Below are 16,690 nucleotides of genomic sequence, written 5' to 3'. Positions count from 1 at the left end.
GGATCGCAATAGATCTGGCCTCGGTCAGGGTGACTTCAACCTGAGTTGAACATGGGATCATGACGTATGGAACCGCTTACCCTCGGTCAGCCTTCGGAGACACAGCCAGTGAGCGTGCTGATTGTAGACGATTCAAAAAGCTATCGGCATCTGATGGCGGCAGCCTTGACGAAATGGGGATTTAACGTCTGTGAGGCTGAAGATGGTCGGCAGGCATTGCAAAAGTTGAACCAACGGTCAATCCATATCGTCATCAGCGACTGGGAAATGCCCGTGATGGACGGAGTCGCCCTGTGCCAGGCTATCCGCAGTGGCGATTTCGGCCATTACGTTTATGTCATTCTAGTCACGGCCCGCCAGTCTTTGGACGATCTGGTGACGGGAATGGAATCGGGTGCCGATGACTTTTTATCGAAACCGGTGAATCAAAGCCAACTTCGTGCCAGGCTACACGCGGCAGAACGCGTGTTGACGCTCGAAAGCACGCTGGCAGCGCGTAATGAAAAGCTCACTTATGCTTATCAACAAATAGAGTCGGACCTGCAGGTGGCAGCCAAGCTGCAGCATAGTTTCCTGCCTGCCCATAACCTGTTATTGGCTGGGTTCGAGTTTGACTGGATGTTTTTACCTTCGGCATATGTGTCGGGGGATCTATTAAACTATTTCCCGCTGGGGGAGTACCACATCGCTTTCTTTAGCGTAGACGTTGCCGGGCATGGCGTGAGCGCCGCCATGTTGTCACTGGCGGTTCTACGTGAGTTTATGGCGGGCCGAATCAGTAGTCATTTGTTATTGGAACTCTCGGCAGAGGGGGAAAGGACTCCTGTGGCACCGCACCGCGTAGTAGGGGAGTTGAATCAGCGTTTTTGCCTGGATAATGAGCAGGTCACCAGTTATTACACGCTGATTTATGGTGTCATTGATACCCGTAACGGCAAGGGGACTCTCTGCCAGGCTGGGCATCCGACGCCGTTTATCATCCGCGCAGACGGAGATAGGGTTTGCGTTGGGGACGGAGGTATGCCCGTGGGGCTGTTTGAGGAAGCCGAATATCAGGACAGTGATTTTAACCTCGACATCGGGGATCGGCTCTATCTTTACAGCGATGGCATCATTGAATGTGAGAGTCACAGTCAGGAACTCTACGGCGACCAACGCTTACAGACATTACTAAGCGAAAACCGGCATTTGGCTAAGAACCAACTGTTTGCCAGGGTGGAAAATGCCTTGAACGCCTGGCGCTGCCATGAACCTTTGCAAAAACCGCACGCAAGGCTGATGCAGTCCTTTGCTGATGATATCTCGCTGATGGCTGTGGAACGTATCGGTGTAGCAACGTTTACCAGGCCAGAACAACTATGACATTGTGAAAAAGGAATCGTTATGAACTTTGAGATCCAGTCTGAGAGTGGCGTAGAAATCATTGCTCCTCTGGTCCGTCGCCTTGATGCGTCAGTGGCCGCGGTGTTCAAGCAGGAAGTATTGTCTTTTATTCAGCAGGGTAAAAACAGCATCCTGCTGGACTTCAGCCATGTCGAGTTTATCGACAGTAGCTGCCTCGGCGCACTGGTTTCTATTCTCAAGACATTAAGTGGCCGCGGCGATCTGGCGCTCTGCGCCTTGAACAGCAACATTCAGAATATGTTCAAGCTCACGCGGATGGATCGGATTTTCATCATCGGCAGCGATCGCGCTGCGGCATTGAAGCTTATGCTGGGTTGAATCTGGCCTTGCGCTGAGGGAATGTCATATGACAAGTGCCAACACTACGTTGTGTTTACCGGCATCATTGGACAGCCTCGCGAAGCTGAGCAACGAGCTGCATGACTTTGTTGCACCGTTTTCGCTGGATCCCGCGCTGGTTTATCAGCTTGATTTGGCCTCAAGTGAAGCCTTTAGCAATATTGTCAGACATGCGGTGAATTATGATGATACGCAGAGCATCGTTATTACCTTGGTCAATGATGGTCATCGCCTGACGCTCACTCTCTCGGATGCTGGTTTGCCGATACCAGAGAACATTTTACAGCAATGGCGACAGCCTTCAGACCTGGCTCCAGACCCTCTCAATCAAACCAGTTGGCCGGAAGGCGGGATGGGCTTGATATTGATTCAAGCCATAATGGATCAGGTGCAGTATGAAACGGCTAATGGCCGCAATAGGTTGACGTTGACTAAGAACCTGTCGTAGGACGGAGGTATCAGGCTTCCTTTGCCGCTGCGAGGGAGGTCCGCAACCGCTGGCATAATTCATCCACGCCGCGATATTGAGCCGTGATTTCAGGCCAATCGGCTATTGCCGCAGCCTGCTCAATATTGCCTAACCTGCTTTCCAGGGGCTGGCAAACAAAGTGCAGGCACTCTCCTTTTAGCCGATGGGCGCTGCGCCTGATGGCTTCATAATCTTGTCTCTTTATGGCGTCATGTAGCGCACCAGTCAAGGAGGGGAATTCCTCCAGGAAGATCGCCACCAACTCGTTAAATAAGGCTTGATCGTCGCCTAACTGCGTCAGTGATTGTGCATAATCGAAGATCTCGTCTTCTGGGCGTGGTTGAGCCGCATTCAGGGTCCGCTCGAGCTCACTGGCAAGATTATCCAACAGAATGGGTTTGCTGACATAGCCGTCGAATCCTTGGGCCAGGCATCTTTCACGATCGCCTTTCATCGCATGTGCGGTCATGGCAATGATTGGTATGTGTTGGCCTGGTTGCTGTTGTTCGCCAGCTCGAAGGTGTTGTACCGCTTCGAGCCCATCCATTTCGGGCATTTGCAGGTCCATCAAAACCAGGTCGTATTGATCCTGCTGTAACTTCTGCAACGCCAATTTACCGTTGCCCACTACGTCGCAGGTATGACCCAATTTACGGATAAAGTTGATCGCCAATTGTTGATTAATAAGATTATCCTCCGCCAACAGAATGTGTATCCCAACCCCTGTAACCCTTACTGGTGCTTCCAGCACGGGCTCAGGATTGGCCATTTCTTGCGGAATAAAGCTGGCTATGATGGCCTCTAGTAACTCGTTGGCATCGATAGGTTTGGTTAAAAAGCTTGAAACGCCCACTTTACGCAATACGCCTGTGTCTATCCGATTCCCCATTGAACTGAGCATGATCAATTTACTTTGGCGAAGCTCCGGCGTTGACCTGATCTCCAGGGCTAGTGCCATGCCATCCATCTCCGGCATTTGCGAATCCAGCAGGATCAGCGGAAAGCGCTGGCCAGTGGCCATTAGCTCCAGTGCGGCCTGGCCAGAGTTGACCGTTTGTGGCTTGAGACCAACGTTGCGCAGCATGTCAAACAGCAACCTTTGGTTGGTTTCGTTATCATCCACCACTAATACGCTCATCCCATTCAACCGGGCCGGCAACGTTATTGTCGTACGGGCTGACGAGGGAGTAACAGGCAAGGAAAAATAGAAGTGGCTGCCGTTGCCAGGCTGGCTGGAAACCTGCAGTTTGCCGCCCATCATGGCAACCAGACGGGCTGAAATGGTTAATCCTAACCCTGTGCCGCCGTATTTGCGGGTGGTTGAACTGTCTGCCTGACTGAAAGATTCGAAAATAACCGCCTGTTTATCTTCGGCAATACCGATCCCGGTGTCGATAATACTGAATGTCAGCATCTTCGGGGTGGAGAGTGAAGGGGCGATCTGTAAAACCACTTCACCGGTATGGGTAAACTTGAGGGCATTACCAATCAGATTGGTCACGATCTGTCGTAAACGCAGGGCGTCACTATGCAGAATGGTCGGTACCTCAGGATGAATGTCTACCAGTAGCTCAATTCCCTTTTCGGAAAATTTGGGCATCAAAGGGCGGGTAATTTCATGGATTAGCTGGCGCAGGGAAAAGTCCTCAAACTCCAGGCTGACTTTCCCCGCCTCTATTTTCGAAAAGTCGAGAATATCATCGATGATTTTCAACAGGGCGCGAGCCGAGGAGTACACCATATTGATGTAATCACGTTGTTCTTTATTCAGATTGGTTTCGAGACACAATTGAGACATGCCCAGGATCCCATTCATTGGCGTGCGGATTTCATGGCTCATATTGGCCAGGAATTCACTCTTGGCCTGGTTCGCGGCGTGGGCTAATGCAACGGCCTGCTGGGACGAGGCCTCTGCTTCCTTGCGCTCGGTGATATCCTGTAAAGTCCCAATGACTCGCTGCACTTCCCCTTTGATACTGACGCTGATGATTTGCCCCTGGATCAGTACCCAGTGTTCGTCACCATTACTGTGTTTGACACGCACTTCACAGTCAAAAACGGGTAATACCGCCTTGTTGGCTTGATGAAGGCAACGTAGGACTAGCGGTAAGTCATCAGGATGAATGACCTGTTGCCAAAGCGATGAGGAAAACTCCCTATTCTCACGATTAACCCCTAGCAGTAATTTCAAGGCATCGTTAACCTGCCACAGATCCTGGGTACATTCCCAATCCCAGATGCCGATACGTGAGTTTTCTGCCGCCAGAATAAAGTTACTATTTGGGACAGAGCTGCTATCGGCGTGCATTTTTATTGCCTTGCACTGCATCATGGTGCAACTCTGCCTGCCGCCGCATAAACTCCAACCCTGGGGCCATAAAAATTGCCCATGCGGTCAGGACTTCTTCATCGCATAACGGATCGAGATCGCGTACCGTTTGCAAAACGGCTCGCCGCCAATAGGCAAAAACAGACGCGGGCAGATTCAAACCCTGGGAACTCTGTTCCCGCGCCACGTGCTCCAGATAGTCGGCCACGATATGGCTAGTGGCAACAGAAAGCATATAAAAAAAGGATTTGTAGATAATTTTTTGTTGCGCTTGCTGATGCTCGGGTGTGGGCTGAATTTTCAGCCCCTGCGTGCTTTCAACGAATAATTGGTAGAAATGAGAGAAAAACAGGTCGCCCTGATCTTTGGCGGTGATCCGATCGTAACTGCTATTGAACAACGCTTCATAGTTGGTACTCACGGCATGCTCTCTTTTCGCTAGTTACCCGATAGTTGGTATGGCACCGTTATCCTATAAGGGAGGGCCAGGGAAGGTGATGACTTCTCGTGTAGAGAGCAAGTCGTTTTCATTAAATCAGTCTAGTTAACGCTTGGGGAAGCGCAAGGATAGGTGGTTATGGCGCATGGCTTTTTGGCTATGAGCGGGGGGCGTTCTGCGTGGATATGCCTGCTCTCAACATGGTAGATAGAGTGAAAATCACAAAAAAATCCACGCGAGGCGTGGATTTTAAGTGTTTTACTTAGTCTTCATGGATCATACTGAGATGAGTGACATCATTTAGACGTTAAACAAGAAGTTCATCACATCGCCATCTTTAACGACGTAGTCTTTCCCTTCTGAACGCATCTTGCCGGCCTCTTTGGCACCTTGCTCACCCTTGTAGGTGATAAAGTCTTCAAAGGCGATGGTCTGCGCACGGATAAAGCCCTTTTCAAAGTCGGTATGGATTTTACCGGCCGCTTGCGGGGCAGTAGCGCCAACTGGGATGGTCCAGGCACGCACTTCCTTCACGCCAGCGGTGAAGTAGGTTTGCAGATTGAGCAATTCATAACCTGCGCGGATCACGCGGTTCAGACCTGGTTCTTCCAGACCCAACTCAGCCATAAATTCAGCGCGGTCTTCATCTTCCAGCTCTGCGATGTCGGATTCGACAGCGGCGCAAACCGCTACCACCACGGAACCTTCTTCGGCAGCAATCTTGCGTACAACATCCAGATACGGGTTGTTCTCAAAACCGTCTTCGTTAACGTTGGCAATGTACATGGTTGGCTTCAGGGTCAGGAAGCTCAGGTAGCGGATCGCGGCTTTATCTTCAGCAGTCAGATCCAGCGCACGCAGCATACCGGCGTTTTCCAACTGCGGCAGGCATTTTTCCAGTGCGGCCAATTCGGCTTTTGCGTCTTTATCGCCGCCTTTGGCTTTCTTTTGCACACGGTGGATGGCGCGTTCGCAGGTATCAAGGTCGGACAGCGCCAACTCGGTGTTGATGACGTCGATATCGTCTGCCGGATCCACTTTGTTATTCACGTGAATGATGTTGTCATTTTCAAAGCAACGCACCACGTGGCCGATGGCTTCCGTTTCACGGATGTTGGTCAGGAACTGGTTACCCAGGCCTTCGCCTTTGGAAGCCCCTTTTACCAGCCCTGCGATATCAACGAATTCCATGGTGGTGGGCAGAATGCGTTGTGGTTTGACGATCTCAGCCAGTTGATCCAGACGTGCATCGGGCATCGGTACCACGCCGGTATTAGGTTCAATGGTACAGAACGGGAAGTTGGCCGCTTCGATACCCGCTTTGGTCAACGCATTGAACAGGGTGGATTTGCCAACGTTAGGCAGACCGACGATACCGCATTTGAATCCCATGTTTATATCACCTTAAATATCTTGACTATCAACAGGTTAACATTAGCCTGCTGCATAAAGGACGAAATTATCCCGCCATTATACACGTAATGGGCAGTTATCTCGATCTGCCCGTTGCTGGCGCTATCAGCTGAGGTGTTCCTTACGGCTGCTAACGCCCGGGTCGGCTCAATTCAACGTCGGTAGAGGTGTTCTGTAGGCAAGGTACAGATCCAGGTTGAATACATCTGGCAAAAGGACATAGAACGCTAATAGCGGAGATTATTCTGGCTATTTGTTATCAGATATTTAGTAATATAAGTGAGTTAATGTTTTATTTTAAATGCATGTTTAGCCGCAAAGGCACTTTTTGTATAGGGTTATTCTGAGGCTTGCTGTTCCTCATCTAATGTATGACCTGGCAACATATCATAATAAAAGCTGGCGGATTACAGCGGGTAAAGAGTTACAGAACGTTAAACCTCAAGTTGTAACTTGTCTTATGGTGGGCTATCTATATAGGCTGGGAAATCCATTAATTTTAAGCTGAATCTCGTAATAAATATGATTATTATTTGTTCGCGCTAACGATTTACAACCGTTTTTTACAATAAGTAATTATCCTATTGCCATGTTTTTATTGTTGTTTTTTATTTTTTGAATATTTCTTTGTATTAAGCCTAAATAGTTAATATATTTAATATATAACTGATGCTGATTTTGAATCTATAAGATTTATCTGCTTCAATTCAAAGAATTATCCTATACAGTAAGTAAGATATTGCCTCTAATACCTAAGTAATATCTTAATTATATTGAGGTATGCCGAGAGGGTTAACGATAAATTTAACTATAAGTATTGTTGGGCGTATTTTTTTAAGATATTATCCGCGTATTATTTGCTGTGCTATTTGAATTCAAGGAGGAATTTATTCCATGAATGGGATTGATGTGCTTTCCGCACCGATTTTATTATTACTTTCAGTTATTTCTTTTATTATTCATTTCAGGAACGAGCGGAGGAAGAGCCTGATTGAGCGGCCTTTTTTTGGTGGAAATGCGGATTTGAAAAAGAAAACTACGCCGGATGTGGTTGATGTTGTTGTGCAAAACAGCGTGCAACCATGCTGTACCCGCAAACTGTGCCGCTATTGCCCGATAAGTAGTAGGCCAAGCAAGTGATAGTCACATTACTTGGCCTAACCGCTTAGCTAGTCGCTTTAAATGCATGCAAACGATTCATGGCTTTAGTCATACCTTCCTTCAGCAAGATCTCCGTGCAACGTAGCGACTCATCGATGGCATCATCAATCAGCATTTGCTCTGATGCTGGCGGCTTACCCAGCACAAAGCCTACCACCTTGTTTTTATCACCTGGGTGGCCGATGCCAATACGCAAGCGATAAAAGTTCGGGTTATTGCCCAGCTTGCTCTGGATATCCTTCAGGCCATTGTGACCACCGTTGCTGCCACCTAATTTGAGTTTCGCCACCCCTGGTGGCAGATCCAATTCATCGTGGGCTACCAGGATCTCTTCCGGCAGAATGCGGTAGAAGGTAGCCAAAGCACCAACGGCTTTGCCACTCAGGTTCATAAAGGTGGTAGGAACCAGCAGCCGAACGTCGTTACCGGCCAAATTCAGGCGTGCGGTGTAACCGAAGAACTTACTCTCTTCCTTCAACGGCTGGTTGTGGCGTTGCGCCAGTAGGTCAACATACCATGCACCGGCATTGTGCCGTGTCTGGGCATACTCAGCGCCCGGGTTGGCCAGGCCAACAATCAGTTTGATACTGCTCACAAGAGATTCACTATGCTAGAAAAATGGAAAGGGCGTGCCCGTTGCCTTCCAGGTTGCAATCGCCTGAGGTTTCACAGCGGCACAGCTCGAAATTTATAGGCCGTTAGTGTACCTGCCTGCGTGCAGAATGACAAAAATCTGGCGTCGCCCCCGTGAATAGCTGAAAAGTGAATAATACATTAGTAAAATAATTCAGTTATCTCGCTAACTTTTAACATAAAGTAAAGAATTGTCAGCCTTTAGTTGCCATTTGTGATCGGTCACGCAATACCCATGCTGAAATAATGACTATACTTAACTAATCAAAGTGGGATAACGAGTTAGGATTTTCCCGCTATTGGCACATGGCACTCTGGAGGTGGCATATGAAACGTAAAAACGCTGAGGTCATTGGCAACGTTTTAATGGGAATGGGTATGGTGGTAATGGTTGGCGGGGTGGGATACTCCATCCTGGCTGAAGTATCACAGTTCAATTTGCCGCAGCTCTTTGCCCACGGCGCCATCATGAGTATCTTTATCGGCGCCTTGTTATGGCTGGCCGGTGCACGTATTGGTGGGCGCGAGCGGGTAGCAGATCGTTATTGGTGGGTAAAACACTTTGACAAACGCTGCCAAGACAACCCGCGCCGCCCCTCGCATTGATTAACCACAACCAGGGATCTGGCGTACAAAGGCAAGGGAGCTTGGCCGTATAAGGTTTAAGGTTATGTCCCACATCCCGTAAAAAACCCGTTGTTGCTCACGCTTCAACGGGTTTTTCGTTTTCTGAGATGTTCACCCGAACAACCTGGCGCAGTGGAGGTGAACCGCGCCAGAGAAGGGATTAATGTTCGAACATCGCGGAAATTGACTCTTCATTGCTGATACGGCGGATAGCTTCAGCCAACATACCGGACAAGGTCAGAGTACGGACGTTTTTCAACGCCTTGATTTCTGCTGACAGCGGAATAGTGTCACAGACGATCACTTCATCAATCACCGAGTTCCTGATGTTATCCACGGCGTTACCGGAGAAGATCGGGTGCGTGGCGTAGGCAAATACGCGCTTGGCACCGCGTTCTTTCAACGCTTCTGCTGCTTTACACAAGGTACCACCGGTATCGATCATGTCATCGACCAGTACGCAGTCACGGCCTGCCACGTCCCCGATAATATGCATCACCTGAGAAACGTTTGCGCGAGGGCGACGTTTATCAATGATGGCCATGTCGGTATCGTTAAGCAGTTTGGCGATCGCGCGGGCGCGCACGACACCACCGATATCTGGGGAAACCACGATCGGGTTTTCCAGGTTCTGTTGCAACATGTCTTCCAGCAGGATCGGGCTTCCGAATACGTTATCTACCGGGACATCGAAGAAACCTTGGATCTGCTCGGCATGCAGATCGACTGTCAATACGCGGTCAACCCCTACGCTGGAGAGGAAGTCGGCAACAACTTTGGCAGTGATTGGCACACGCGCAGAACGCACGCGGCGATCCTGGCGGGCATAGCCGAAGTAAGGAATTACAGCAGTAATACGACCTGCGGAGGCGCGACGCAGGGCATCAACCATAACAACCAGTTCCATCAGGTTGTCGTTGGTGGGGGCACAGGTGGACTGGATGATGAAAATATCACCGCCGCGTACATTTTCGTTGATTTGCACGCTCACTTCGCCGTCGCTAAAACGACCTACAGCGGCGTCACCAAGGCTGGTGTACAAACGGTTGGCAATACGTTGTGCTAGTTCCGGGGTGGCGTTACCAGCAAAAAGCTTCATATCAGGCACGAGAAGAACCTCAGCATGCGTCCAGAGAAGATATTGTCATACGGTCTTCGCCAAGGGGCAGTTGGCGACGCCGACGCAATATACATACGGGTGTGTAAAACTAACTTGAACTGCAGAGCAGCGCAGAGATGACAGGGCCAGGTAGACGACCCTGCGCAACGACACGTTGAGCTACGGCTCAAACTGCCCGGAACGGATGCGATGTAGTGGTGAGACGTTAACGCCACGCGCTACAAATCCACGCAACCAGGCCGGGGCTTGATTTAACACCTGAAGAGCGGCGGGCTCGGAGTCGAATTCTGCAAACACACAAGCACCTGTGCCAGTCAGGCGTGACGGCGCGTATTGTAACAGCCATGAAAGAAGCTGTTCAACCTCGCGAAAACGTTTTCTTGCGATCGGTTCGCAATCATTTGCGTAAGGTGCCTGTAATAGGGCGTTCAGCGGGCGAACCGGGGTGTCTCTTTTTAATTCGGCATCGGCAAAAATCACCGGTGTGGGGATGCTGACACCGGGATGAGCGACCAAATACCACTTTTCTACCGGATTTGCTGGCTGTAACTGCTCACCAATCCCTTCGGCAAATGCCGCATGGCCGCGCACAAAAACCGGGACATCGGCACCTAGGGTTAGCCCCATATCGGCCAACTGGTCGTCGCTCAGGCCACATTGCCAAAGTTCATTCAGCGCGACCAGTACCGTCGCCGCGTTGGAAGAGCCGCCGCCAAGGCCGCCACCCATCGGCAAGCGCTTGTCGATGCCGATGTCTGCCCCACGGGGAAGGGTGGCAATGGAATGGGTAGTGCAATGGTGCTGTAACAGACGAGCGGCGCGGACAATCAGGTTCTGCTCATCTGGCACCCCTTCTACGGGCGTTAGCAGCTGGATCTGGTCATCCTGGCGGGGAACGATGGTGAGCGTATCGCCGTAATCCAGGAACTGGAACAGCGTTTGCAACTGATGGTAGCCGTCTGCTCGACGGCCGGTGATATAGAGAAACAGGTTCAGCTTTGCCGGGGAGGGCCATTGGTGGATCATCACTTGAGCGTCCAGTTATCCATTTTCAGCTTGATGCGTTGATCGCCCTGTTGCAGCTCAAGGCGGCTCGGTAACGGGATTTTCAGATCGGTGTTGTAGTCCTGATAGGTGACAACCCAGGTCAGATCGCCCTGTTTGTAGGTCAGCTTGTTCAGGCGGTACTGGGAGTCCAGGCTGAAGTCGGTGGCTTGTCCTGGCAGGCCAAGCATCCACTGGCGCAGGTTATCCAGCGGGATCTGCATGCCGGTCAGCTTGCGGATCATCTCTTCCGGGTTGTCGCTGACATAGCGTTTACCCTGGTTATCCGTTAGCTGCACTACGCTTTTTTGCACGTTAAGTTCAAGCTCGGTGCTGCCAAGCGGATTGGTCAGCAGCAGGCGGTAGCGGTCGGGCGTGTATTGTTGCCAGAAGAAGCGAGCATAGACTTTCTTCTGATCGGTAAGGTAAGCGAAAGCGCCCCGGGTCTGATATTGCTCAAGCTGTTGCACCGCTTGCTCATGAGCGAGCCACTGCGGAGACGTCGGGCTGGTGGCCGGGCCAGGCTTGGTGAGGGTACAGGCCGTCAGCACCAGGCTGGCTAATGGGATCAGGCGAAGCAAACTAACTTTGCGGATAGGCATAACGTTTTGTTGTCCTTTTGTCCTTGCGGGGCAGTGCGGGTTAGCATTTCTGCCACCACGCTAACGGGCGAGTGGCGTAACGTCAATAATACAATAGCGCAAAAGCCTTGCGGCAAGGGTGGTGTCTGGCGTGGGGAGGATTGTAAACGATGGCGGAACTTTTTGGGTTGGAAATCTGTGGGCGTAGCATGCTACGCCCCTTCAGAGCGAGTCTATCCTCTAAGCGCGCCGTATAATGGCGCGCTTTGGTGGGTCAGAAATCGTAACGTAAACGAACAACCGTCATATCGCCCAGATTATCGGTGCTGGACGTCAGCACGTGTTCGACGTCGGCGCGGAAACCGTAGTCAAACTGGAAGGAGATCCCCAAGCCATTATCAATACGCTGGTAATCGCGGCCAGTGGTGTACTGCAGGCGGTCGCCCATAAAGTAAGGCATGATGGATTTCACCGCGTATTCGCCAACCGGGAAGCTATAACCGGCGAAGTATTCAATCCCCCAGGCATCCCCTGCGAAGTAGTTGTTAACATCCTTCTTCTTGGTAGTCAGGTAGTTGTCATACCAGCCGCCGCCGAAGCTGAGCGTCCAGTTATCCGGCTTCCAGCTCAATGCGGTACCGATGATGTTCTGATTATAGTCTTTGTTGTCGTTATTATTGGGGTTGCGCATCTCGGCGCTGGTGTAGTTCCAGGCGGTGCCCCAGGTGAGGTCTTTGGTCAAGTGATAATCCACACCCAGCGAACCGCCGCCCTTGCGCTTGTAGCGCAGGCCGTTACCTGGCAAGTATTCATCGTCGTTGAACAGGTAAGCGGCATAAAGGTCAGCGTCGCCAAAGGTATTTTTATATTTCAGCATGCTGCGTGAACGATAGGAACCGTCATAATCGCCGTTAATGCCGTTGCCCGGCGCTTGGGCAAGCATGTCGTAATCCCAGATGTCGGTTTTGGCCCCGACCACGTCGTAATAAACGCTGTTTTGCTTACCGTAGGTCAATTGGCCCCAGGTTTTGCTTTTTAAACCGGTATACAGCATGCGCCGCGAGGTGTTGTTGGCACCCTCGGCGTAGTGATTGTCCCAACTGAACAGAGCCGGGATGTTGACGCCTAACTCGTAATAGTTGATCCAACTGATGTCGTCGAACAGATAGTAATCGGTGGCGAAGCGAAAACGTGTGCCGCCGTCAAAACCGTTGCGTTTATAAGAGCCGTTATCGCCATCGCCAGTCATCATATTGAACTGAGGACGAATACTGCCGCCAACGGTAAAGGTGAGGCGGCTAAGGGGATCGCCCGCTTGCGGGTCCTGCTTTATTAGGGTGATTTCAGCATGTGCTGCGAATGCGCTACAACCCGCTATGAGCCCTGCGGTAACCGCCTGGCTTAATCTACGTAATTTCATTGAACGTCCCTTCTTACGTGCTGCTCAAGATACGAAAACCCATCCATCGGCCAACACAGCCTGGGGCTTTCTGGTTTGCTCACTTTCCGGAAACAAAAAGTGAAATTCCGAAACGGTTTCTATGTAAATAGTTTGTCAGCTAATCATTTTTCGGGATTATGGGAACATGCCGAAAAAATTGCAATTAAAACAATGGAAACCGTAACTTATTGCGATTATCAGTAATGTGTAATGTTAAGCAGTGGGAATACTAAGGATGTCGCCAGGCAGGCTGAAAGGGGCGTTTGCAAGGGGTAGCGCTGCATTTCAGCGTTTTTCCCTTGAGGTTTCTGATGAGTTTGAAACATACCGAGTTTTGTCGTGCTGACTGATTTGTCCCGCCAATACCAGCGATTGGCCGGAAGATGCGGTTGTCACTTTAATTGATGTCGCGCATCAAGTAGAATGCCGGACAACGAGAACCCGTACCAAGAGAAGTATTACTCGAAGCAATGACCCTTCTGGCGTTAGGTATTAATCACAAAACCGCTCCGGTTTCTCTGCGAGAACGGGTGACCTTCTCCCCAGAGTCGATCGACAAGGCGCTGAATAGCTTGCTGCAACAGCCATTGGTGCAGGGCGGCGTTGTGCTGTCTACCTGTAACCGCACCGAGCTGTACCTCAGCGTGGAGCAGCAGGATCATCTGCATGAACAACTGGTAGCCTGGTTATGTGATTATCACCATCTGCGTGCGGAAGACGTGCGCAAAAGCCTGTATTGGCATCACGGCGACGAGGCCGTCAGCCACCTGATGCGCGTTGCCAGCGGGTTAGACTCTTTGGTACTGGGTGAACCCCAGATCCTCGGGCAGGTAAAGAAAGCTTTTGCCGAATCCCAGCGTGGTCAGTCACTTTCCGGTGAGCTGGAGCGCCTGTTTCAGAAATCCTTCTCCGTTGCCAAGCGTGTACGCACTGAAACCGAAATCGGTGCCAGCGCGGTATCCGTTGCCTTTGCCGCCTGTGCGTTGGCGCGTCAAATCTTCGAATCTCTTGCCGAACTGAATGTGCTGTTGGTCGGCGCGGGGGAAACGATCGAGCTGGTTGCCCGCCATCTGCGTGAGCATAAAGTGCAGCATATGATCATCGCTAACCGCACCCGTGAACGCGCCCAGGTCTTGGCGCAAGAGGTGGGGGCAGAGGTGATCTCATTGCCGGAGATTGACGCACGCCTGGCAGATGCCGATATCATTATCAGCTCCACCGCCAGCCCGTTGCCCATCATCGGCAAGGGCATGGTCGAGCGGGCCCTGAAGGCACGCCGCAACCAGCCAATGTTGCTGGTGGATATTGCCGTTCCGCGCGATATAGAGCCGGAAGTGGGTAAACTGGCGAACGCCTATCTCTACACCGTGGATGACCTGCAGGCCATTATTCAGAGCAATATGGCACAACGGCAGGCGGCGGCCGTACAGGCCGAGACCATTGTGCAGCAGGAAAGCAGCAATTTCATGACCTGGCTGCGCTCACAGGGCGCGACAGATACCATCAGAGACTACCGTTCGCAGGCCGATCAAATCCGTGCGGAAATGGAGTCAAAAGCGCTGGCAGCGATTGCTCAAGGCGCTAACGTGGAGCAGGTGATCCATGAGCTGGCCCACAGATTAACCAATCGTCTTATTCATGCCCCTACCAAATCCCTCCAGCAGGCCGCCGGTGACGGCGACATGGAGCGGTTGCACATTTTACGCGACAGCCTCGGGCTGGATCAGCATTAGTTCTCTTTTATTAACAGGGTTTAAAACCACGCATGAAGCCTTCTATTGTTGCCAAACTGGAAGCGTTACAAGAGCGCCATGAAGAAGTTCAGGCGCTGCTCGGCGATGCCAGTGTCATTGCCGATCAGGATCGGTTCCGTGGCCTGTCGCGCGAATATGCGCAGTTGACCGACGTCAGCCGTTGTTTTCTGGAATGGCGTCAGGTGCAGGACGATCTCGCCACGGCAGAAATGATGCTGGACGATCCGGAAATGCGTGAAATGGCGCAGGAAGAGCTGAAACAGGCCAAAGCGGCGACGGAAGAACTGGAACAACAGCTGCAGGTGTTACTGCTGCCCAAGGATCCGGACGATGAGCGCGACTGCTTCCTCGAAGTGCGCGCCGGAACCGGTGGCGACGAAGCGGCCATCTTTGCTGGCGATCTGTTCCGTATGTATAGCCGTTACGCTGAAACTCGCCGCTGGCGAGTTGAGATCATGAGCGAAAACGTGGGCGAGCACGGCGGTTACAAAGAGGTGATTGCCAAAGTGTCTGGCGACGGCGTTTACGGTCAACTGAAGTTTGAATCTGGCGGTCACCGCGTTCAACGCGTGCCGGAAACCGAATCCCAGGGCCGTATTCATACCTCTGCCTGCACGGTGGCGGTGATGCCAGCGGTGCCAGAGGCGGAGCTGCCAGAAATCAACGCGGGCGATCTGAAAATCGATACCTTCCGTTCTTCCGGGGCCGGTGGTCAGCACGTTAACACCACCGATTCGGCGATCCGTATTACCCACTTGCCAACCGGCATTGTGGTTGAATGCCAGGACGAACGTTCACAGCACAAGAACAAAGCCAAGGCGATGTCGGTGCTTGGGGCACGTATCCGCGCGGCAGAGATGGCGAAACGCCAGTTGGCAGAGGCTTCCACCCGCCGCAACCTGCTGGGCACCGGCGACCGTTCTGATCGTAACCGTACCTATAACTTCCCGCAGGGGCGTGTGACCGACCACCGCATCAACCTGACGCTGTATCGTCTGGATGAGGTGATGGAAGGCAAGCTGGATATGCTAATCCAGCCGATCGTGCAGGAATACCAGGCCGATCAGTTGGCTGCACTCTCTGCCGAGCCTGAGTAATGGATTATCAAACCTGGCTGAAAACCGCGACCTTACGCCTGACGCACAGTGATAGCGCCAAACGTGATGCGGAGATCCTGTTGGGTTTCGTAACCGGTCGGGCCAGAACCTACCTGTTGGCATTTGGCGAAACTCCGCTGACGGCAGAGCAGGCTGAGAAGCTAACGGTGCTGCTGGCTCGCCGTGAACGAGGGGAACCGGTGGCGTATCTGGTTGGCGAGCGTGAGTTCTGGTCGCTTCCGCTGTCGGTTTCGCCCGCTACGCTAATCCCGCGCCCGGATACCGAATGTTTGGTGGAGTTGGCTCTGGAGCGTCTGCCAGCAAAGCCGTGTGCCATTCTGGATCTTGGCACTGGCACTGGCGCGATTGCTCTCGCGTTAGCCAGCGAACGGCCAGACTGCCAGCTTACCGGCATCGATCTGCAACCGGAAGCCGTGGCGCTGGCGCAGCATAACGCGCAAAAACTGGCGGTTAACAATGCGCGCTTTTTGCTAGGGAGCTGGTTTACGCCGGTGGCCGGGCAACAGTTTGCGCTGATCGCCAGTAACCCCCCCTATATTGATGAAGCCGATCCTCACCTTGCGCAGGGCGATGTCCGCTTTGAACCTGGCAGTGCGCTAGTGGCCGCCGAGCAGGGTCTGGCCGATCTGGCGGCGATCGTGCAGCAGGCCGCAGATTATTTAGAGCCGCAGGGTTGGCTGTTGCTTGAGCACGGTTGGCAACAGGGTGAAAATGTACGTACGCTGTTGAATGCTGCGGGATTTATCGCGGTGGCAACGCATCGCGACTATGGCGGCAACGATCGCGTGACTCTGGGCCAAAAACCACTATAAGAAACC

Annotated in this window: 16 protein-coding genes; 8 read left to right on the top strand and 8 right to left on the bottom strand. The window is 51.9% G+C overall.

What is annotated here, in order from left to right; genetic code table 11:
- The first annotated feature begins 66 nt into the window (after nucleotides 1–66).
- Genes KGP17_RS14860 through KGP17_RS14850 form a run of 3 tightly spaced genes read left to right on the top strand, consistent with a single transcriptional unit; the run spans nucleotide 67 to nucleotide 2,191 of the window.
- Complete coding sequence (locus KGP17_RS14860; protein WP_059201023.1) at nucleotides 67–1,362, top strand: PP2C family protein-serine/threonine phosphatase; 1,296 nt, start codon at nucleotides 67–69, stop codon at nucleotides 1,360–1,362.
- A 21-nt stretch (nucleotides 1,363–1,383) separates the two neighbouring features.
- The gene (locus KGP17_RS14855) at nucleotides 1,384–1,722 is read left to right on the top strand and encodes an STAS domain-containing protein (protein ID WP_021806707.1); all 339 of its coding nucleotides are present in this window, start codon (nucleotides 1,384–1,386) and stop codon (nucleotides 1,720–1,722) included.
- 28 nt (nucleotides 1,723–1,750) lie between these two features.
- Complete coding sequence (locus tag KGP17_RS14850; RefSeq protein WP_059201022.1) at nucleotides 1,751–2,191, top strand: ATP-binding protein; 441 nt, start codon at nucleotides 1,751–1,753, stop codon at nucleotides 2,189–2,191.
- Nucleotides 2,192–2,201: 10 nt separating this feature from the next.
- Here the strand turns inward: KGP17_RS14850 and KGP17_RS14845 are convergent, their stop codons facing one another.
- The 3 genes from KGP17_RS14845 to ychF form a co-directional block, all read right to left on the bottom strand.
- Nucleotides 2,202–4,520: a PAS domain-containing hybrid sensor histidine kinase/response regulator gene (locus KGP17_RS14845; RefSeq protein ID WP_223497806.1), complete on the bottom strand. Its 2,319-nt coding sequence runs from the start codon at nucleotides 4,518–4,520 to the stop codon at nucleotides 2,202–2,204.
- Complete coding sequence (locus tag KGP17_RS14840) at nucleotides 4,507–4,962, bottom strand: Globin (RefSeq protein ID WP_209526919.1); 456 nt, start codon at nucleotides 4,960–4,962, stop codon at nucleotides 4,507–4,509. Before KGP17_RS14840 ends, KGP17_RS14845 begins: the two co-directional genes overlap by 14 nt.
- A gap of 318 nt (nucleotides 4,963–5,280) precedes the next feature.
- Nucleotides 5,281–6,372, bottom strand: coding sequence for a redox-regulated ATPase YchF (gene ychF, locus KGP17_RS14835; RefSeq protein ID WP_021181096.1), 1,092 nt, complete (start codon nucleotides 6,370–6,372; stop codon nucleotides 5,281–5,283).
- A 915-nt stretch (nucleotides 6,373–7,287) separates the two neighbouring features.
- Here ychF and KGP17_RS14830 point away from each other — a divergent pair.
- Entirely contained in the window at nucleotides 7,288–7,533 is a 246-nt protein-coding gene (locus KGP17_RS14830; RefSeq protein ID WP_021806703.1) for a hypothetical protein, read from the top strand.
- Nucleotides 7,534–7,558: 25 nt separating this feature from the next.
- On the opposite strand, the gene pth is transcribed toward KGP17_RS14830, so the two are convergent.
- The gene (gene pth / locus KGP17_RS14825) at nucleotides 7,559–8,149 is read right to left on the bottom strand and encodes an aminoacyl-tRNA hydrolase (protein ID WP_223497805.1); all 591 of its coding nucleotides are present in this window, start codon (nucleotides 8,147–8,149) and stop codon (nucleotides 7,559–7,561) included.
- A gap of 365 nt (nucleotides 8,150–8,514) precedes the next feature.
- On the opposite strand from pth, the gene ychH reads away from it, so the two are divergent.
- Entirely contained in the window at nucleotides 8,515–8,793 is a 279-nt protein-coding gene (ychH, locus tag KGP17_RS14820; protein ID WP_021806701.1) for a stress-induced protein YchH, read from the top strand.
- A gap of 181 nt (nucleotides 8,794–8,974) precedes the next feature.
- Here ychH and prs read toward each other — a convergent pair whose 3' ends face one another.
- The 4 genes from prs to KGP17_RS14800 form a co-directional block, all read right to left on the bottom strand.
- Entirely contained in the window at nucleotides 8,975–9,922 is a 948-nt protein-coding gene (gene prs / locus KGP17_RS14815; RefSeq protein ID WP_002211240.1) for a ribose-phosphate diphosphokinase, read from the bottom strand.
- A 171-nt stretch (nucleotides 9,923–10,093) separates the two neighbouring features.
- Entirely contained in the window at nucleotides 10,094–10,960 is an 867-nt protein-coding gene (ispE, locus tag KGP17_RS14810; RefSeq protein WP_223497804.1) for a 4-(cytidine 5'-diphospho)-2-C-methyl-D-erythritol kinase, read from the bottom strand.
- Complete coding sequence (gene lolB / locus KGP17_RS14805; protein ID WP_021181100.1) at nucleotides 10,960–11,580, bottom strand: lipoprotein insertase outer membrane protein LolB; 621 nt, start codon at nucleotides 11,578–11,580, stop codon at nucleotides 10,960–10,962. Before lolB ends, ispE begins: the two co-directional genes overlap by 1 nt.
- 253 nt (nucleotides 11,581–11,833) lie before the next feature.
- On the bottom strand, nucleotides 11,834–12,979 hold the full coding sequence (locus KGP17_RS14800) for a porin (protein WP_223497803.1): 1,146 nt from the start codon (nucleotides 12,977–12,979) through the stop codon (nucleotides 11,834–11,836).
- A gap of 491 nt (nucleotides 12,980–13,470) precedes the next feature.
- Between KGP17_RS14800 and hemA the strand changes: the two genes are divergently transcribed.
- The 3 genes from hemA to prmC are packed head-to-tail and all read left to right on the top strand — an operon-like array spanning nucleotide 13,471 to nucleotide 16,684.
- Nucleotides 13,471–14,733 (top strand): glutamyl-tRNA reductase, encoded by a 1,263-nt coding sequence (gene hemA / locus KGP17_RS14795; protein WP_021806698.1) that lies wholly within the window; start codon nucleotides 13,471–13,473, stop codon nucleotides 14,731–14,733.
- Nucleotides 14,734–14,765: 32 nt separating this feature from the next.
- Nucleotides 14,766–15,851, top strand: a complete 1,086-nt coding sequence (gene prfA / locus KGP17_RS14790) for a peptide chain release factor 1 (RefSeq protein ID WP_021181103.1) — start codon at nucleotides 14,766–14,768, stop codon at nucleotides 15,849–15,851.
- Complete coding sequence (prmC, locus tag KGP17_RS14785; protein WP_223497802.1) at nucleotides 15,851–16,684, top strand: peptide chain release factor N(5)-glutamine methyltransferase; 834 nt, start codon at nucleotides 15,851–15,853, stop codon at nucleotides 16,682–16,684. The genes prfA and prmC overlap by 1 nt, the downstream gene beginning before the upstream one ends.
- Nucleotides 16,685–16,690 lie beyond the last annotated feature (6 nt).

This window comes from Serratia sp. JSRIV001 (genome assembly GCF_019968745.1).
Taxonomy (GTDB): domain Bacteria; phylum Pseudomonadota; class Gammaproteobacteria; order Enterobacterales; family Enterobacteriaceae; genus Chania; species Chania fonticola_B.
Note: the sequence above shows the minus strand (reverse complement) of the source record. Positions and strands in the feature narration are given on the sequence as shown.